Genomic DNA, 16,747 nt, shown 5'->3' on the forward strand with positions numbered 1-16,747 from the left:
GTCTATATCGCAACATCCATGAAATCCGCCGACTGCGCCAGCGCCAGGGTGCTGAACACTCGCCATACCGCTGTGCTCTGGAACTGGCCACGAACGAACGGCGCCATGCGTGGCCCAAATGGCTGCGCCGCGTCAGCGCGCAAGTCTTCGGGTTCAAAATGCTGCATACCCAGCACTTCATCGACCAGCAACCCGGCAAACACCTCCTGATGTTCGACCACCAGCACCCGGCGCTGACGCCGCAACGGCGCATGGCCCTGGCCGAAATAGCGACTCAGGTCCATCACCGGCAACAGTCGCCCGCGCAGGTTGGCAAGCCCCAGCACCCAAGGCTTGACCCCCGGCATCGCTGCCACGCGGGGCTCGTTGAGAATTTCGCTGATCTCGCCCATCGGCGCGACAAACAACTGCTCGCCCAGGCGAAAACCGATACCGCTCCAGTCCTGGCCACGGGTCTCCTGCGACGGCAGGCCCGCCGCCAGAGAGCGACAACGCTGGTCGATGTCGAACAACAGTTCGAAAGCGGTACGCGACCCGGGCATAGGCGCTCCGGCGGCTTAGCCGGCCAGTACCGCGTTAAGGGTGTTGATCAGGGTTTCTTCGGTCACCGGCTTGGTCAGGTAATCGCGCGCCCCTTGGCGGGTGCCCCAGACCTTGTCGGTTTCCTGATCCTTGGTGGTGATCATGATCACCGGAATATGCCGGGTGCTGTCGTCCTTGCTCAACTGGCGCGTGGCCTGAAAGCCATTGAGGCCGGGCATGACGATGTCCATCAACACCGCGTCGGGTTTTTCCTGGCGCGCCAAGGCCACGCCATCGGCGCCGTTCTCGGCCTTGAACACTTGATGGCCGTGTTTTTCCAGGATGCTGGTGAATTTGTACATTTCAGTCGGCGAATCATCGACGATCAATATTCGAGCCATGGTATTCCCCAAATGGTGGTAGCCGGCATGGTGCCTGCCGGCCTCACGGTACATGTTGTTCAACGGCAACGAAGCCAGGCACATGGGCCTTGATTGCGCTGAGCAGTTCTTCCGGGCTGAAAGGCTTGGTCAGAAACTGATCTGAGCCGACGATGCGGCCCTTGGCCTTGTCGAACAGCCCGTCACGCGACGACAGCATGATCACCGGCGTGGACTTGAACGCCCGGTTGTTCTTGACCAGCGCGCAGGTCTGATAGCCATCCAGACGCGGCATCATGATATCGACGAAGATGATTCGCGGGTGATGATCGACGATCCGGGCCAGGGCATCGAACCCGTCGACGGCCGTGATGACCTCACAACCGGCGTTTTTCAGGATGGTTTCAGCGGTGCGGCGAATGGTCCGCGAGTCATCGATGACCATGACCTTCAAGGCTGGGGCGTGCTGTTCCATGTGTGCTGTTCCGTCGCCGCGGCGAATGTTTGCGTGGTCTGCACGGCACCGGAGTCTGGCGTATAACAGCCTGGCCGGATGCCGTGACTTTTTAGCACACTCTCCCGCTGCAATCCATAAACGCCAGCCAGTTGCCCCTTGACCCGGAGCACGGCGAGCGCCAACCTGACGCCTGTTCCGGCCCAGCGCCATCACCGATCAGAGGATTTTGCCCATGAGCGTTCGCTTGGGGATTGTCATGGACCCTATTGAGGGCATCTCCTACAAGAAGGACAGCTCGCTGGCCATGCTGCTTGCCGCCCAGGAACGCGGCTGGTCGCTGTTCTACATGGAGCAGCAGGACCTCTACCAGAACTCGGGCCAGGCCCGCGCGCGGATGAAACCACTGACGGTATTCGCCAACCCGGAAAAATGGTTCGAATTCGGCGCCGAACAGGACAACGGCCTGGACGACCTGGACGTGATCCTGATGCGCAAGGATCCGCCGTTCGACATGGAGTTTGTCTACTCCACCTACCTGCTCGAACAAGCCGAGCGCGCTGGCGTGCTGGTGGTCAACAAACCGCAAAGCCTGCGTGACTGCAACGAGAAACTGTTCGCCACGCTGTTCCCGCAGTGCACGCCGCCGACCCTGGTCAGCCGCCGCCCGGACATCCTGCGCGCCTTCACCGAGCAACAGGGCGACACCATCCTCAAGCCGCTGGACGGCATGGGTGGCACCTCGATCTTCCGTCACCGGGCAGGCGACCCCAACCTGTCGGTGATTCTCGAAACCCTGACCGCCAACGGCACCCAGCAGATCATGGCCCAGGGTTACCTGCCGGCAATCAAGGATGGCGACAAACGCATCCTGATGGTTGACGGCGAGCCGGTGCCGTACTGCCTGGCGCGCATCCCGGCCGCCGGTGAAACCCGTGGCAACCTGGCTGCCGGCGGACGCGGCGAAGCCCGGCCGCTGACCGAACGCGACCGCTGGATCGCCGCCCAGGTCGGCCCGACCCTGAGGGAAAAAGGCCTGCTGTTCGTCGGCCTGGACGTGATCGGCGAGCACCTGACCGAAATCAACGTCACCAGCCCGACCTGCATCCGCGAAATCGACAATGCCTTCGGCACCAATATCGGCAGCCTGCTGATGGATGCCATCGAGAGCAAGCTCAAGGCGCGCTGAGTCTGCCAGGCACAGGCGGCAAACCATTGTCTTGCCGTCTGTAGCCTGTCGCCTGGCGCTGCTGACTTGTTATGATGCGCGTCTTGCGAAACCCGTCCGGACCCCATGGCAGCCCAATCTTCAATGACAGCAATGGCCTACAACCCGCTGGTACTCGACCATGCCACCACTGGCGTGCGTGCCCGTGACCGCCTGGGCTTTACCCTGCTGATCGCTGCACTGGTGCACCTGGCGCTGATTCTCGGGGTGGGTTTTACCTATGTGAAGCCCGAGCAGATCTCCCAGACCCTGGAGATCACCCTGGCGACCTTCAAGAGTGAGAAAAAGCCCGCCAACGCGGACTTTCTGGCCCAGGACAACCAGGAAGGCAGCGGCACGCTGGATCATGCCGAAACGCTCAAGACCACCGAACTGGCGCCGTTTCAGGACACCGAGATCAACCGGGTAACGCCGCCTCCGGCAAGCAAACCGGTGGAAAAACAGGACGCGCCCAAGGCGGCCGTGTCCACCCGCGCCCAGGTCCAGGAAAAAACCGTCGCCAAACGCGAAGAAGTCAAACCAGACCCGCAGCTCAAAGCCGCCCCGACCTTCGACAGCGCGCAACTGAGCAATGAAATCGCCAGCCTGGAAGCCGAACTGTCTGCCGAACAACAGCGTTACGCCAAGCGGCCTAAGATTCACCGCCTCAACGCGGCCTCGACCATGCGCGACAAGGGTGCCTGGTACAAGGACGACTGGCGCAAGAAGGTCGAGCGGGTCGGCAATCTGAACTACCCCGACGAGGCGCGCCGTCAGCAGATCTACGGCAGCCTGCGCCTGCTGGTGTCAATCAACCGCGATGGTTCGCTGTATGAAGTGCTGGTGCTAGAATCGTCCGGGCAACCACTGCTGGATCAGGCCGCGCAGCGTATCGTGCGTCTGGCGGCGCCTTTTGCGCCGTTCACCGGCGATCTTGCCGACATCGACCGGCTTGAGATCATCCGCACCTGGAAATTTGCCAAGGGCGACCGTCTGTCCAGCAACTAAGCTGCGCTCTGAGACCCGCACCACAAAAGCCATAGCCTGACAACATTTTGCTGGGCAAAGCCCCACGCACGGTTGTCAGGCTCCCCCGGCAGAGCCAAACTACAACTTATGAAAAACGTCGCTCCGAGCTACCTCAAGCACCAATTCCTGATCGCCATGCCGCATATGGACGATCCGAATTTCGCCCAGACCTTGACCTATATCGTCGAGCACAACGCCAATGGCGCCATGGGCCTGGTGATCAATCGCCCGCAGGCACTGACCCTGGCCGATGTGCTTGAGCAATTGCGCCCGGAGCAGCTCGCCCCGGCACGCTGCCAGCATATCCAGATTCACTCCGGCGGCCCGGTGCAGACTGACCGCGGCTTTGTCCTGCACCCCATCGGTCCGGTTTTCCAGGCCACGGTCGAACTTGAAGGCCTGTCGCTGTCGACCTCTCAGGACGTACTGTTTGCCATTGCGGACGGCAGCGGCCCCGAGCACAGCCTGATCGCCCTCGGTTACGCCGGCTGGGACGCCGGCCAACTGGACGCGGAACTGGCCGCCAACGCCTGGCTGACCTGCCCGTTTGACCCGGCCATCCTGTTCGAGGTCGACAGTGATCAGCGCCTGCATGCCGCTGCCGCGCGTCTGGGGGTCAATCTGAGTCTGCTTTCCACTCAGGCAGGTCACGCCTGATGGCTGCGATACGCCTGATCCTGGGCTTTGACTACGGCACCCGGCAGATTGGTGTGGCGGTTGGCCAGGCAGTGACCGGCCAGGCGCGTGAACTCTGCACCCTCAAGGCCCAGAATGGCGTGCCGGACTGGAACAAGGTCCAGGCCCTGTTCAATGAATGGAAGCCCGATGCCGTGGTGGTCGGCCTGCCCTTGAATATGGACGGCACCCCCAGCGACATGAGCGCCCGCGCCGAAAAGTTCTCCCGCCAGCTCAACGGTCGCTTCAATGTACCGGCCTTTACCCATGACGAACGCCTGACCACCTTCGAGGCCAAGGGCGAGCGTATGGCCCGCGGCGGTCAGCGCGGCAGTTATCGCGACAACCCGGTGGATGCCATTGCTGCCGCCCTGCTGCTGCAAGGCTGGCTGGACGACAATCCCGAGTTGCTCAATGGGTGACCCCAGGCCGTTGCAACACTTCGATAACCCTCAGTCAGATGCCCCGAGGATTTCAAATTTGCGCTTGAGCGGTGCCACCGATGGCACTGCCGAGCGCCTGAAGGAGCCAGCATGAGTTTGCCCAACCCCGCCGAACTGATCCGTCAGATGGCCACCGACCTGACGACCCACCTGAACAAGCGCGCAATCACCGAACCACGCTTTATCGGCATCCGCACCGGCGGTATCTGGGTGGCTCAGGCGCTGCTCAAGGCGCTCGATAACCCGGCGCCGCTCGGCACCCTGGATGTGTCTTTCTATCGCGACGATTTCAGCCAGAACGGCCTGCACCCCCAAGTCCAGCCTTCAGAACTGCCGTTCGAAATCGAAGGCCAGCATCTGGTGCTGATCGACGATGTGCTCATGAGTGGCCGTACGGTGCGCGCCGCCCTTAATGAACTGTTCGATTACGGCCGCCCGGCCAGCGTTACGCTGGTCTGCCTGCTGGACCTGGATGCCGGCGAGCTGCCGATCAGCCCCGATGTGGTCGGTGCGACGCTGTCGCTGGCGCCTGACGAACGGGTCAAGCTGAGCGGCCCTGAGCCGCTGGCGCTCGAACTCCAAGACCTCTCCCCTGCCTCAGCCCTTTAAGAGTCCATTGCGATGACGCCTCTCGACGCCAAGCGCCCGCTGCAGCTCAATCACCAGGGCCAGCTGCGCCACTTCCTGTCCCTGGATGGCCTGCCCCGCGAACTGCTCACGGAAATTCTCGACACTGCCGACTCCTTTCTGGAAGTGGGCGCCCGAGCGGTCAAGAAGGTGCCGCTGCTGCGCGGCAAGACCGTCTGCAACGTGTTCTTCGAGAACTCGACCCGCACCCGCACCACCTTCGAACTGGCGGCCCAGCGCCTGTCGGCCGACGTGATCAGCCTCAACGTCTCGACCTCATCGACCAGCAAGGGCGAGACGCTGTTCGACACCCTGCGCAACCTTGAAGCGATGGCTGCCGACATGTTCGTGGTACGCCATGCCGACTCCGGCGCGGCGCACTTCATTGCCGAACACGTCTGCCCTGAGGTGGCGATCATCAACGGCGGCGACGGGCGCCACGCGCACCCGACCCAGGGCATGCTCGACATGCTGACCATCCGCCGCCACAAAGGCGGCTTCGAAAACCTTTCGGTAGCCATCGTCGGCGACATCCTGCACTCGCGAGTGGCACGCTCGAACATGCTGGCGCTCAAGGCGCTGGGCTGCCCGGATATCCGCGTGATCGCGCCCAAGACCCTGCTGCCGGTCGGCATCGAACAGTACGGGGTCAAGGTTTACACCGACCTGGCGGCCGGCCTGAAGGATGTCGACGTGGTGATCATGCTGCGCCTGCAACGTGAACGCATGCAGGGCGGCCTGCTGCCCAGCGAGGGTGAGTTCTACCGCCTGTTCGGCCTGACCACCGCACGTCTGGCCGGTGCCAAGCCTGACGCCATCGTCATGCACCCCGGCCCGATCAACCGCGGCGTAGAGATCGAATCAGCCGTGGCTGACGGCGCGCACTCGGTGATTCTCAACCAGGTCACCTATGGCATTGCGGTGCGCATGGCGGTCCTGTCCATGGCCATGAGCGGGCAAAACGCCCAACGTCAATTCGAGCAGGAGCACGCCCTGTGAAGCTCAGCATTCTCGGCGCTCGCGTCATCGACCCGGTCAGCGGGCTGGATCAGGTCACCGACCTGCACATCGAAGCAGGCAAACTGTTAGCCATTGGCGCTGCACCGGCAGGTTTCGAGCCGGCCCAGCGCATCGACGCCCAAGGCCTGGTCGCCGCGCCCGGACTGGTCGACCTCAACGTCTCGCTGCGCGAGCCCGGCTACAGCCGTAAAGGCACCATCGCCAGCGAAACCCGTGCGGCCACCGCTGGCGGCGTGACCAGCCTGTGCTGCCCGCCACGCACCAAACCGGTCCTGGACACCTCGGCAGTGGCCGAGCTGATTCTCGACCGTGCCCGCGAGGCCGGCTTCAGCAAGGTGTACCCGATCGGCGCCCTGAGCAAGGGCCTGGAAGGCGAGCAACTGGCCGAACTGGTCGCCCTGCGCGACGCCGGTTGCGTGGCCTTTACCAATGGTCTGAAGACCTTCGACAATACCCGCACCCTGTGCCGGGCGCTGGAATACGCGGCAACCTTCGACCTGACGGTGATTTTCAATTCTCAGGATCACGACCTGGCCGCCGGCGGCCTGGCCCACGAAGGCCCGACTGCCAGCTTCCTTGGCCTGGTGGGCATTCCGGAAACTGCTGAAACCGTGGCCCTGGCCCGCGACCTGCTGCTGGTCGAGCAAAGCGGCGTACGCGCGCACTTCAGTCAGTTGACCAGCGCCCGTGGCGCCGCAATGATCGCTGACGCTCAGGCTCGCGGCCTGCCGGTGACGGCTGATGTGGCGCTGTATCAGTTGATCCTGACTGACGAGGCGCTGATCGACTTCTCCAGCCTGTACCACGTGCAACCGCCACTGCGCACCCGCGCTGACCGTGACGGCCTGCGTGCCGCCGTGAAGTCGGGAGTGATCCAGGCGATTTCCAGCCATCACCAGCCCCACGAGCGCGATGCCAAGCTGGCACCGTTCGGCGCGACCGAACCTGGCATCAGCAGCGTCGAACTGCTCTTGCCGCTGGCCATGACCCTGGTAGAGGACGGCCTGCTTGACCTGCCGACCCTGATCGCTCGCCTCAGCAGCGGCCCGGCCTCGGCACTGCGCCTGCCGGCCGGTCAGTTGCAGGCCGGGAGCGCCGCAGACCTGGTGCTGTTCGACCCGGCCGCCAGCACCCTGGCTGGCCAGGCCTGGCTGTCCAAAGGCGAAAACTGCCCGTTCTTCGACCATTGCCTGCCGGGCGCAGTGCGTTACACCCTGGTGGACGGACGGATTACCTACAGCGCTTGATGTAACCCCGTAGATGCCCCCTGTGGGAGCGAGCTTGCTCGCGAAGAGGCCGGCACATTCACAGCATCTGCTGCGAACGTGCCGCCGTCTTCGTTGTGGTCCGGCACTCCGGCAAGCCTCCGGGTATGCGGCGCTATCTGAACGGTATTGCGGCTAAAGCGGATCGCCGCCCGGCCGGTCGGGATTCGGTGTTTGCTGCGCGATAACGTAGCACCGAGGCATTTTCAACGCTGCAACTGTGCATTCCTGATGGAAATCTGGTTGTTCATGGTCCAGAAGTCATACAGCACGCCCACCAGAAACAGCCCGCCAGTAAACAGGTAGATGATCCCGGTGATCCATTTGCCCTGATACAGGCGGTGTACGCCGAAGATGCCCAGGAAGGTCAGCAGGATCCACGCCAGGCTGTAGTCGGTCGGCCCCGGTGTGAAACGCAGGTCGGCTTCGCGGTCCATGGACGGAATCAGGAACAGGTCGATCAGCCAGCCGATCCCCAACAACCCCAGGGTGAAGAACCAGATGGTCCCGGTCACCGGCTTGCCGTAGTAAAAACGGTGCGCACCCAGAAAGCCGAAAATCCACAGCAGATAGCCCAGTACCTTGCTGTGCGTGTTAGCCCGATAGTTGTTCATGAACGACCTCTTCGCATCGATACAAAAAAATAGGTGTAAAGTTTGTGACTTTTCATGTGCCTTCCGACGTATGGTCCTGCGTCATCAGAATGCCTTCAACCCCTTGTAACTCAAGGGATTGCTGCTGGCTACAAGAGAGACCTTGAATAAATCCGCAAGAGTTCAGGGGGTATTGGCTCGACCAATGGGGTCGGCTTTGTCTTCAAGCTGTTATAGAGTTGCGCGCTGATCTTTAAGAGCCCTGCCAAATGCGTCCTTTTTTCAAGACATGGCTGACCATTTGTCTCCTTATGCCACTGGCCGTTCACGCCACCAATCGTGAACAACGCTTACCCGCCGGCTTCAGCGGTTTTACCGCCAAGAGCCATGCTTCCCAGCCTTATGATGCCTCGCAGGCCCAGGCGCGTGCGCAAGCCATCAACGCTGTGCACGACCGCAAGGCGACGGTTCAGAACCCGCTGCCGGCCAGAAATTCCAGAAAATCCGCAGACACCGTCGCTGTCGCAGGCAGCAACAAACAGGGCAATGCGGTAATCAAGCGCGCGCTGGAAACCGTCGGCACGCCTTATCGCTGGGGTGGCACGACGCCGGGCAAGGGTCTCGATTGCAGCGGGCTGGTCAAATACGCCTTCTCCGATGTGACCAATGTCGACCTGCCGCGCAGCTCCAAGGACATGGCCTCGGGTCATGGCCAGGCGGTAGACCGCAAAGACCTCAAGCCGGGCGACTTGCTGTTCTTCAACATCAAGAGCCGACGCATCAACCATGTTGCCATTTATCTGGGCAACGATCGCTTTGTCCACGCGCCACGCCGTGGCAAGGCGGTAACCGTTGACACGCTGAAGAAGCCTTACTGGGACAAGAACTACAAGGTCGCCAAGCGCGTCCTGCCCAAGCAGAAAGCCCCGCTGAATATCGCCAAGGGCTGACAGAGTCACTAGAAGCGCCCGCGCCATTCGCCGCTAAAGCGGCTCCTGCGAGGTCCTGCAATTGCGGCGCGGCAGGGCGGCGGGTGATCGTCTGCAGAGGTACAGGTGCCCGATTAGAAGTTATCCGGCACCTTGGCCTTCTCCCGTGCGTTGTCGCGGGTAATCAGGCCACGCTTGACCAGCTCGGCCAGGCACATATCCAGGGTCTGCATGCCCAGCGCGCCACCGGTCTGGATCGCGGAATACATCTGCGCGACCTTGTCTTCACGAATCAGGTTACGGATTGCCGGCGTGCCCATCATGATTTCATGGGCCGCCACCCGGCCACCGCCCACCTTCTTCAACAACGCCTGCGAAATCACCGCGTGCAGCGACTCTGAGAGCATCGAGCGGATCATCGACTTTTCCGCAGCCGGAAACACATCGACAATCCGGTCGATGGTCTTGGCCGCCGAGGTGGTGTGCAGGGTGCCGAACACCAGGTGGCCGGTTTCAGCCGCCGTCAGCGCCAGGCGGATGGTTTCAAGGTCGCGCATCTCGCCGACCAGAATCACGTCCGGGTCTTCACGCAGCGCCGAGCGCAAGGCTTCGGAAAAGCCCAGCGTGTCGCGGTGCACTTCACGCTGGTTGACCAGGCACTTCTTGGACTCGTGGACGAATTCGATCGGGTCTTCGATGGTCAGGATATGGTGATGCTTGTTGCTGTTGAGGTAATCGATCATTGCCGCCAGGGTGGTCGACTTGCCTGAGCCGGTAGGCCCGGTGACCAGAATCAGCCCGCGTGGCACGTCAGTGATGCGCCGAAAGTTCTCGCCCATGCCGAGGTCATCAAGGGTGAGGATCTTCGACGGAATGGTGCGAAACACCGCGCCACTGCCACGGTTCTGGTTGAAAGCGTTGACCCGAAAGCGCGCCACGCCGGGGACTTCGAAAGAAAAGTCGGTTTCCAGGCGTTCTTCATAATCCTGGCGCTGCTTGTCGTTCATGATGTCGTAAATCAGCGCCTTGACCTGCTTGGCATCCAGCGCCGGCAGGTTGATCCGCCGCACGTCACCGTCGACACGAATCATCGGTGGCAAGCCTGCGGAAAGGTGCAGATCGGAGGCGCCCTGTTTGGCACTGAAGGCCAGCAGTTCGGTAATATCCATACAGCTCCTCAATCACATAGAATGCCGCAGACCTCAGTTCTGCCGGCCCGAATCAATGTCCACGATAGCAGCGAATATATCAACGCTCGAACAACGAATCCGCGTCGCGGCCCAGGCAGCCCGGCGCGACCCGGACAGCATCGGCCTGCTGGCAGTGAGCAAGACCAAGCCCGCCGAGGCCTTGCGCGAAGCCTTCGCCGCCGGCCTGCGGCACTTTGGCGAAAATTACCTGCAAGAAGCACTGGGCAAACAGCAGCAATTGGCCGACCTGCCCTTGTACTGGCATTTCATCGGCCCCATTCAGTCGAACAAGACCCGCTCGCTTGCCGAGCACTTTGACTGGGTACACTCTGTGGACCGCCTGAAAATAGCCCAACGCCTGAGCGAGCAACGGCCTGAACACCTGGCACCGTTAAATATCTGTATCCAGGTCAATGTCAGCGGTGAAGCCAGCAAGTCTGGCTGCACGCCTGAAGAGCTGCCGCAACTGGCGGCGGCCATTGCCAGCCTGCCACGACTGAAGTTGCGCGGCCTGATGGCGATTCCGGAACCGACCGACGATGTCGCAGCGCAGCATGCAGCCTTTGCCAGAGTCCGTATCCTGCAAGAACAACTGCCGCAAGCACTGGACACCCTTTCCATGGGCATGAGCCATGACCTGGAGGCCGCCATCAGTGAAGGCGCCACCTGGGTGCGTATCGGCACCGCGCTCTTTGGCGCCCGCGACTACAGCCAGACACACGGCCAGCCATAACCTCTGAACTCAAGGAAACCTGTCATGAGCAAGACTCGTATCGCCTTCATCGGCGCCGGCAACATGGCCGCCAGCCTGATCGGCGGCCTGCGTGCCCAGGGCGTTGAAGCCGACGACATCCGCGCCGCCGATCCGGGGGCCGAGACCCGTGGCCGGATTGCTGCCGAGCACGGCATTGCAGTGGTGGCCGACAACGCCGACGCCGTCACGGGCGCCGATGTGGTGCTGCTGGCGGTCAAGCCGCAAATGATGAAAGCGGTCTGCCAGGATTTGGCGCCGAGCCTGAAGCCTGAGCAACTCATCGTTTCGGTGGCCGCCGGCATCACCTGCGCCAGCCTCAACCAGTGGCTGGGCGAACAGCAACCGGTGGTGCGCTGCATGCCCAACACCCCGGCCCTGCTGCGCCAGGGCGTCAGCGGCCTGTATGCCACCGACAAGGTCAGTGATGTCCAGCGCCAGCAGGCCGAGCAACTGCTGTCGGCCGTCGGTGTCGCCCTGTGGCTTGAACAAGAACAGCAACTCGATGCGGTGACTGCCGTGTCTGGCAGTGGCCCTGCGTATTTTTTCCTGCTGATCGAAGCCATGACCGCCGCTGGCGTCAAACTGGGGTTACCCGAAGACATCGCCCGCCAGCTCACCCAGCAGACCGCCCTGGGCGCTGCGCTGATGAGCACCGGCAGCGACGTGGATGCCGCCGAACTGCGTCGCCGCGTCACGTCGCCGGCCGGCACCACCGAAGCTGCAATCAAATCCTTCCAGGCTGGCGGCTTCGAAGCGCTGGTCGAGACGGCCCTCAATGCCGCAGCCAAACGCTCGGCAGAACTGGCCGAACAACTGGGCCAATAATTTTTCAGGCGCTTACCGGAGCTGATCAATGATCGGATTGAACACCGCTGCAATTTTCATCCTGCAAACCCTTGGCAGCCTTTACCTGCTGGTGATCCTGTTGCGCTTCGTGCTGCAACTGGTGCGTGCCGACTTCTATAACCCGCTGAGCCAGTTTGCGGTCAAGGCCACTCAGCCGCTGCTGCGCCCGCTGCGCCGGATCATCCCGAGCCTGTTCGGCCTGGACATGTCGTCGCTGGTGCTGGCGATCATCGTGCAGATGGTGCTCATGGCCCTGACCCTGCTGCTCGCCGCAGGCACCACCGGCCCGTTCCTGTCGCTGCTGGTGTGGGCAATCATCGGTGTCACCGGATTGTTCCTGAACATTTTCTTCTATGCGCTGATCATCAGCGTGATCCTGTCCTGGGTCGCGCCGGGCAGCCACAACCCTGGCGCCGAACTGGTCAACCAGATCTGCGAGCCGGTGCTGGCGCCGTTTCGTCGCCTGCTGCCAAACCTGGGCGGCCTGGATATCTCGCCGATCCTGGCGTTCATGGTCATCAAGCTGCTGGACATGCTGGTGATCAACAACCTGGCGGCGATGACCGGCATGCCGCAAGTACTGCGCATGCTGATGTAACCGCGCCCCCCCGTAGGAGCGGCTTTAGCCGCGAAAGCCCCCGATCAAACGATGCAACTGCGTCGCCTGATGGATTTTCGCGGCTAAAGCGGATCGCCGCCCGGACGCTCCTACAGGGTTCTGTGTTGCTGCCAACCCCTCGGGTCTTTAGACTTACGCCTCTTTACAGCGAGAGCAGGGTCGATGCCCACGGTCTTTCCCCCCGATTCTGTTGGTCTGGTCACACCGCAACTGGCGCACTTTGATGAACCGCTGGCCCTGGCCTGCGGTCGTACCCTGCCAGCCTATGACCTGATTTACGAAACCTACGGTCAGTTGAACGCTGCGGGCAGCAACGCGGTGCTGATCTGTCACGCCCTGTCGGGCCATCACCACGCCGCCGGTTACCACAGCAGCGAAGACCGCAAACCGGGCTGGTGGGACAGCTGCATCGGCCCCGGCAAGCCGATCGATACCAACCGCTTCTTCGTGGTCAGCCTCAATAACCTCGGTGGCTGCAACGGCTCCACCGGGCCGAGCAGCCTTGACCCGGAGACCGGCAGCCCGTTCGGCGCCAACTTCCCGGTGGTCACCGTCGAGGACTGGGTCAACAGCCAGGCACGTCTGGCAGACCGCCTGGGCATCAGCCAATGGGCTGCGGTAGTCGGTGGCAGTCTGGGTGGCATGCAGGCGCTGCAATGGACCATCAGCTACCCCGAGCGCGTACGCCACTGCCTGGCAATTGCCTCGGCGCCCAAACTGTCAGCACAGAACATCGCCTTCAACGAAGTGGCGCGCCAGGCGATTCTCACTGACCCGGAATTCCACAAAGGCGCTTTCCAGAGCCATGGCGTGATTCCCAAGCGCGGCCTGATGCTGGCGCGGATGGTCGGCCATATCACCTACCTGTCCGACGATTCGATGGGCGAGAAATTCGGCCGCGGCCTGAAAAACGAAAAGCTCAACTACGACTTCCACAACGTGGAGTTTCAGGTCGAGAGCTACCTGCGTTATCAGGGTGAGGAGTTTTCCGGGCGCTTCGACGCCAATACTTACCTGCTGATGACCAAGGCGCTGGACTATTTCGATCCGGCCGCGCAGCACAACGATGACCTGGCAAAAACTTTCGCCACGGCCACCGCGAAATTCTGCGTGATGTCCTTCACCACCGACTGGCGCTTCTCGCCGGCCCGCTCGCGGGAACTGGTGGATGCGCTGATGGCGGCGCGCAAGGACGTCAGCTACCTGGAAATCGACGCGCCGCAGGGCCACGACGCCTTCCTGATCCCGAACCCGCGCTATGTGCAGGCTTTCGGCAACTACATGAATCGTATTGCGCTGTGAGGACCTCATGAGAGCCGATCTGGAGATCATCCAGGAGTGGATTCCCGCTGGCAGCCGCGTGCTCGACCTGGGCTGCGGCGACGGCGAGTTGCTGGCCTGGCTGCGCGACCACAAGCAAGTCACCGGCTACGGCCTGGAAAAAGACCCCGACAACATTGCCCAGTGCATGCTCAACGGCATCAATGTCATCGAGCAGGATCTGGACAAGGGGCTGGGCAACTTCGCCAGTAACAGTTTCGACGTGGTGGTCATGACCCAGGCGTTGCAGGCCGTGCATTACCCGGACAAGATTCTCGACGAAATGCTGCGCGTGGGCCGCCAGTGCATCATCACCTTCCCCAACTTCGGCCACTGGCGCTGTCGTTGGTACCTGGCCCGCAACGGCCGCATGCCGGTGTCGGACTTCATGCCCTACACCTGGTACAACACGCCGAACATCCACTTCTGCACCTTCAAGGACTTCGAGGCGCTGTGCCGTGAGCGTGACGCACGGGTGCTCGATCGCATGGCGGTGGATAACCAGCACCGCCACGGGTGGGCGAGCAAACTGTGGCCTAATCTGTTGGGTGAGGTTGGAATCTACCGGGTCCGCAGCCCGGGCCTGAGCGAGCATCAGCTCGCGGTCTGAGCACCCCGAGGACATGCCCATGAACAGGTTGTTGAAACATCTGACCTGCCTGTTGTTCACCGCCATGGCCCTGCCGGCCCTGGCGGCAGAGCGTATCGACGCTGACCGCCAGCAACGTTTTGGCGATGTGACGGTGCACTACTCGACGTTCAGCTCGACCTTCCTGCAACCGCAGCTCGCCCGGCAACTGCAACTGATCCGCAGCAAGCAGCAGGGCGTGATCAACCTGACGGTGCTCAAACAGGGCCAGCCGCAGGCAGCCCAGGTCAGCGGCAGCCTCAAGTCACTGACCGGCGACAGCCTGCCGCTCAACTTCCGGGTGATCCGTGAAACCGGCGCGATCTACTACGTGGCGCAGTATCCTGTGCCGCAACAGCAAACCCGAATCTTCGACCTCAAGGTGGAAACCGGCGGCGTGACCCACCGCTTCAGTTTCAACCAGGAACTCTTTCCGGACCCATGATGAATTTCACCCAACTGGTACTGGCCAGCCACAACGGCGGCAAACTCAAAGAGCTGCAAGCCATGCTTGGCGGCAGCGTGCAACTGCGCTCGATCGGCGAATTCAGCACGGTCGAGCCGGATGAAACCGGCCTGTCGTTCGTCGAGAACGCGATCCTCAAGGCGCGCAACGCGGCGCGGATTTCCGGCCTGCCAGCCTTGGCTGATGATTCCGGCCTGGCGGTGGACTTTCTCGGTGGCGCACCGGGCATCTACTCGGCGCGCTATGCCGACGGCCAGGGAGATGCGGCAAACAACGCCAAGTTGCTCGACGCTCTGAAAGACGTCCCCGATGAGCAACGCGGCGCGCAGTTTGTCTGCGTTCTGGCGCTGGTACGGCACGCCGACGACCCGCTGCCGATTCTCTGCGAAGGCTTGTGGCACGGGCGCATCCTGCATGCCGCCAGCGGCGAACACGGGTTCGGCTATGACCCGCTGTTCTGGGTGCCGGAGCGCAACTGCTCCAGCGCTGACCTGGCGCCGGCCGACAAGAACCAGCTCAGCCACCGGGCCCGTGCCATGGTGTTGCTGCGCGAGCGTCTGGGCCTGTAATGACTGATTCAGACGTACAACCGCTGCACCCCGGTGCCGGCGGTTTCTCTTCGGTAGCCCCGCGCGACGCCTTGCCCGAACTGCCGCCGCTGTCGCTGTACATTCATATCCCGTGGTGCGTGCGCAAATGCCCGTACTGCGACTTCAACTCCCACGCTTCAACCCCGGTGCTGCCGGAGCAGGAGTACGTCGACGCCTTGCTGGCCGACCTGGACCTGGAATTGCCCAACGTGCATGGCCGCGAACTGCGCTCGATCTTCTTTGGCGGCGGCACCCCCAGCCTGTTCAGCGCTGAAGCATTGGGCCGCCTGCTGGTGGGGGTCGAGCAACGTATCCGCTTCGCTGACGATATCGAAATTACCCTGGAGGCCAACCCCGGGACTTTCGAGCAAGCCAAATTCAGTGCCTACCGCAAGCTGGGCATCAACCGCCTGTCGATCGGCATTCAGAGCTTTCAGCCCGACAAGCTCGAAGCGCTGGGGCGCATTCATAACGGTGATGAGGCGATTCGCGCCGCCGACATGGCGCGCCAGGCTGGCTTCGACAACTTCAATCTCGACCTGATGCACGGCTTGCCGGACCAGAGCCTGGACGAAGCGCTGGCCGATCTGCGTCAGGCCATCGCCCTGCAGCCCACCCACCTGTCGTGGTATCAGCTGACTCTGGAGCCCAATACGGTGTTCTGGAACCAGCCGCCGTTGCTGCCCGAAGACGATATCCTTTGGGATATACAGGAAGCCGGCCAGCAATTGCTGGCTGAACATGGCTATGCACAGTACGAAGTCTCGGCCTATGCCCAGGCCGGCAAAGAGGCGCGCCACAACCTCAACTACTGGAGCTTCGGTGACTTCATCGGCATCGGTGCCGGCGCCCACGGCAAGCTCAGCCACCCGGACGGGCGCATTGAACGCACCTGGAAGACCCGCCTGCCCAAGGATTACCTCAACCCGGCCAAGCCATTCCAGGCCGGCAGCAAGCTGTTGCCGCTCGATGAGCTGCCCTTCGAGTTTCTGATGAACGCCTTGCGCCTGACAAATGGCGTGGACGCTGCATTATTTCGTGAAAGAACCGGTCTAAGCCCCGATTCACTGGCCCTCGGCCGTGAGCAGGCCGAACAACGCGGCCTGTTGCAGGCCGATCCGCAGCGTCTGGCGGCCACGCCCAAGGGCCAGTTGTTCCTCAACGACCTGTTGCAATACTTTCTGATCTAA

General features: G+C 62.2%; 21 protein-coding genes. 16 read left to right on the plus strand and 5 right to left on the minus strand.

Annotated features, from left to right (window positions below; all coding sequences use genetic code 11):
* Positions 1-2 precede the first annotated feature (2 nt).
* The 3 genes from NRB16_RS17950 to pilG are packed head-to-tail and all read right to left on the minus strand — an operon-like array spanning position 3 to position 1,377.
* Complete coding sequence (locus NRB16_RS17950) at positions 3-542, minus strand: chemotaxis protein CheW (RefSeq protein ID WP_045485959.1); 540 nt, start codon at positions 540-542, stop codon at positions 3-5.
* Positions 543-557: 15 nt separating this feature from the next.
* Positions 558-923: a twitching motility response regulator PilH gene (gene pilH, locus NRB16_RS17955; RefSeq protein ID WP_045494110.1), complete on the minus strand. Its 366-nt coding sequence runs from the start codon at positions 921-923 to the stop codon at positions 558-560.
* 43 nt (positions 924-966) lie between these two features.
* Entirely contained in the window at positions 967-1,377 is a 411-nt protein-coding gene (gene pilG / locus NRB16_RS17960; protein WP_045485956.1) for a twitching motility response regulator PilG, read from the minus strand.
* Positions 1,378-1,591: 214 nt separating this feature from the next.
* On the opposite strand from pilG, the gene gshB reads away from it, so the two are divergent.
* The 7 genes from gshB to NRB16_RS17995 all read left to right on the plus strand — a co-directional run bounded on the left by gshB (position 1,592) and on the right by NRB16_RS17995 (position 7,604).
* Positions 1,592-2,545 (plus strand): glutathione synthase, encoded by a 954-nt coding sequence (gene gshB / locus NRB16_RS17965; RefSeq protein WP_253111923.1) that lies wholly within the window; start codon positions 1,592-1,594, stop codon positions 2,543-2,545.
* 123 nt (positions 2,546-2,668) lie between these two features.
* A complete protein-coding gene (locus NRB16_RS17970; protein ID WP_257106610.1) occupies positions 2,669-3,571 on the plus strand; it encodes an energy transducer TonB in 903 nt (300 codons plus the stop codon).
* A 108-nt stretch (positions 3,572-3,679) separates the two neighbouring features.
* Positions 3,680-4,249, plus strand: a complete 570-nt coding sequence (locus NRB16_RS17975; RefSeq protein WP_257106597.1) for a YqgE/AlgH family protein — start codon at positions 3,680-3,682, stop codon at positions 4,247-4,249.
* Positions 4,249-4,689: a Holliday junction resolvase RuvX gene (gene ruvX, locus NRB16_RS17980; RefSeq protein ID WP_045485948.1), complete on the plus strand. Its 441-nt coding sequence runs from the start codon at positions 4,249-4,251 to the stop codon at positions 4,687-4,689. Before NRB16_RS17975 ends, ruvX begins: the two co-directional genes overlap by 1 nt.
* Positions 4,690-4,800: 111 nt before the next feature.
* A complete protein-coding gene (pyrR, locus tag NRB16_RS17985; RefSeq protein ID WP_045485945.1) occupies positions 4,801-5,319 on the plus strand; it encodes a bifunctional pyr operon transcriptional regulator/uracil phosphoribosyltransferase PyrR in 519 nt (172 codons plus the stop codon).
* A gap of 12 nt (positions 5,320-5,331) precedes the next feature.
* A complete protein-coding gene (locus NRB16_RS17990) occupies positions 5,332-6,336 on the plus strand; it encodes an aspartate carbamoyltransferase catalytic subunit (RefSeq protein ID WP_045485942.1) in 1,005 nt (334 codons plus the stop codon).
* Entirely contained in the window at positions 6,333-7,604 is a 1,272-nt protein-coding gene (locus NRB16_RS17995; RefSeq protein ID WP_257106598.1) for a dihydroorotase, read from the plus strand. Before NRB16_RS17990 ends, NRB16_RS17995 begins: the two co-directional genes overlap by 4 nt.
* 224 nt (positions 7,605-7,828) lie before the next feature.
* Here the strand turns inward: NRB16_RS17995 and NRB16_RS18000 are convergent, their stop codons facing one another.
* On the minus strand, positions 7,829-8,236 hold the full coding sequence (locus tag NRB16_RS18000) for a TM2 domain-containing protein (RefSeq protein ID WP_045485937.1): 408 nt from the start codon (positions 8,234-8,236) through the stop codon (positions 7,829-7,831).
* A gap of 248 nt (positions 8,237-8,484) precedes the next feature.
* On the opposite strand from NRB16_RS18000, the gene NRB16_RS18005 reads away from it, so the two are divergent.
* The gene (locus NRB16_RS18005) at positions 8,485-9,165 is read left to right on the plus strand and encodes a C40 family peptidase (RefSeq protein WP_253111912.1); all 681 of its coding nucleotides are present in this window, start codon (positions 8,485-8,487) and stop codon (positions 9,163-9,165) included.
* Positions 9,166-9,278: 113 nt separating this feature from the next.
* On the opposite strand, the gene NRB16_RS18010 is transcribed toward NRB16_RS18005, so the two are convergent.
* A complete protein-coding gene (locus NRB16_RS18010) occupies positions 9,279-10,313 on the minus strand; it encodes a type IV pilus twitching motility protein PilT (protein WP_045485932.1) in 1,035 nt (344 codons plus the stop codon).
* 55 nt (positions 10,314-10,368) lie between these two features.
* Between NRB16_RS18010 and NRB16_RS18015 the strand changes: the two genes are divergently transcribed.
* The 8 genes from NRB16_RS18015 to hemW all read left to right on the plus strand — a co-directional run bounded on the left by NRB16_RS18015 (position 10,369) and on the right by hemW (position 16,747).
* Positions 10,369-11,067, plus strand: a complete 699-nt coding sequence (locus NRB16_RS18015; protein ID WP_257106599.1) for a YggS family pyridoxal phosphate-dependent enzyme — start codon at positions 10,369-10,371, stop codon at positions 11,065-11,067.
* A 24-nt stretch (positions 11,068-11,091) separates the two neighbouring features.
* Positions 11,092-11,913: a pyrroline-5-carboxylate reductase gene (proC, locus tag NRB16_RS18020; protein WP_045485926.1), complete on the plus strand. Its 822-nt coding sequence runs from the start codon at positions 11,092-11,094 to the stop codon at positions 11,911-11,913.
* Positions 11,914-11,941: 28 nt separating this feature from the next.
* Positions 11,942-12,532, plus strand: a complete 591-nt coding sequence (locus NRB16_RS18025) for a YggT family protein (RefSeq protein WP_253111910.1) — start codon at positions 11,942-11,944, stop codon at positions 12,530-12,532.
* A gap of 183 nt (positions 12,533-12,715) precedes the next feature.
* The gene (locus NRB16_RS18030; protein WP_257106600.1) at positions 12,716-13,855 is read left to right on the plus strand and encodes a homoserine O-acetyltransferase; all 1,140 of its coding nucleotides are present in this window, start codon (positions 12,716-12,718) and stop codon (positions 13,853-13,855) included.
* Positions 13,856-13,862: 7 nt separating this feature from the next.
* Entirely contained in the window at positions 13,863-14,483 is a 621-nt protein-coding gene (metW, locus tag NRB16_RS18035; RefSeq protein ID WP_045485917.1) for a methionine biosynthesis protein MetW, read from the plus strand.
* 19 nt (positions 14,484-14,502) lie between these two features.
* The gene (locus NRB16_RS18040) at positions 14,503-14,946 is read left to right on the plus strand and encodes a DUF4426 domain-containing protein (RefSeq protein ID WP_257106601.1); all 444 of its coding nucleotides are present in this window, start codon (positions 14,503-14,505) and stop codon (positions 14,944-14,946) included.
* Entirely contained in the window at positions 14,943-15,536 is a 594-nt protein-coding gene (rdgB, locus tag NRB16_RS18045) for an RdgB/HAM1 family non-canonical purine NTP pyrophosphatase (RefSeq protein WP_045485911.1), read from the plus strand. The genes NRB16_RS18040 and rdgB overlap by 4 nt, the downstream gene beginning before the upstream one ends.
* Entirely contained in the window at positions 15,536-16,747 is a 1,212-nt protein-coding gene (gene hemW, locus NRB16_RS18050) for a radical SAM family heme chaperone HemW (RefSeq protein ID WP_257106602.1), read from the plus strand. The genes rdgB and hemW overlap by 1 nt, the downstream gene beginning before the upstream one ends.

This window comes from Pseudomonas sp. LJDD11 (assembly GCF_024584215.1).
Taxonomy (GTDB): Bacteria; Pseudomonadota; Gammaproteobacteria; order Pseudomonadales; family Pseudomonadaceae; genus Aquipseudomonas.

Bases quoted from the DNA above. Each gene is read 5' to 3' on its own strand.
- NRB16_RS17950 (WP_045485959.1), bottom strand. From the start codon at position 542: ATGCCCGGGTCGCGTACCGCTTTCGAACTGTTGTTCGACATCGACCAG.
- pilH (WP_045494110.1), bottom strand. From the start codon at position 923: ATGGCTCGAATATTGATCGTCGATGATTCGCCGACTGAAATGTACAAA.
- pilG (WP_045485956.1), bottom strand. From the start codon at position 1,377: ATGGAACAGCACGCCCCAGCCTTGAAGGTCATGGTCATCGATGACTCG.
- gshB (WP_253111923.1), top strand. From the start codon at position 1,592: ATGAGCGTTCGCTTGGGGATTGTCATGGACCCTATTGAGGGCATCTCC.
- NRB16_RS17970 (WP_257106610.1), top strand. From the start codon at position 2,669: ATGACAGCAATGGCCTACAACCCGCTGGTACTCGACCATGCCACCACT.
- NRB16_RS17975 (WP_257106597.1), top strand. From the start codon at position 3,680: ATGAAAAACGTCGCTCCGAGCTACCTCAAGCACCAATTCCTGATCGCC.
- ruvX (WP_045485948.1), top strand. From the start codon at position 4,249: ATGGCTGCGATACGCCTGATCCTGGGCTTTGACTACGGCACCCGGCAG.
- pyrR (WP_045485945.1), top strand. From the start codon at position 4,801: ATGAGTTTGCCCAACCCCGCCGAACTGATCCGTCAGATGGCCACCGAC.
- NRB16_RS17990 (WP_045485942.1), top strand. From the start codon at position 5,332: ATGACGCCTCTCGACGCCAAGCGCCCGCTGCAGCTCAATCACCAGGGC.
- NRB16_RS18000 (WP_045485937.1), bottom strand. From the start codon at position 8,236: ATGAACAACTATCGGGCTAACACGCACAGCAAGGTACTGGGCTATCTG.
- NRB16_RS18005 (WP_253111912.1), top strand. From the start codon at position 8,485: ATGCGTCCTTTTTTCAAGACATGGCTGACCATTTGTCTCCTTATGCCA.
- NRB16_RS18010 (WP_045485932.1), bottom strand. From the start codon at position 10,313: ATGGATATTACCGAACTGCTGGCCTTCAGTGCCAAACAGGGCGCCTCC.
- NRB16_RS18015 (WP_257106599.1), top strand. From the start codon at position 10,369: ATGTCCACGATAGCAGCGAATATATCAACGCTCGAACAACGAATCCGC.
- proC (WP_045485926.1), top strand. From the start codon at position 11,092: ATGAGCAAGACTCGTATCGCCTTCATCGGCGCCGGCAACATGGCCGCC.
- NRB16_RS18025 (WP_253111910.1), top strand. From the start codon at position 11,942: ATGATCGGATTGAACACCGCTGCAATTTTCATCCTGCAAACCCTTGGC.
- NRB16_RS18030 (WP_257106600.1), top strand. From the start codon at position 12,716: ATGCCCACGGTCTTTCCCCCCGATTCTGTTGGTCTGGTCACACCGCAA.
- metW (WP_045485917.1), top strand. From the start codon at position 13,863: ATGAGAGCCGATCTGGAGATCATCCAGGAGTGGATTCCCGCTGGCAGC.
- NRB16_RS18040 (WP_257106601.1), top strand. From the start codon at position 14,503: ATGAACAGGTTGTTGAAACATCTGACCTGCCTGTTGTTCACCGCCATG.
- rdgB (WP_045485911.1), top strand. From the start codon at position 14,943: ATGATGAATTTCACCCAACTGGTACTGGCCAGCCACAACGGCGGCAAA.
- hemW (WP_257106602.1), top strand. From the start codon at position 15,536: ATGACTGATTCAGACGTACAACCGCTGCACCCCGGTGCCGGCGGTTTC.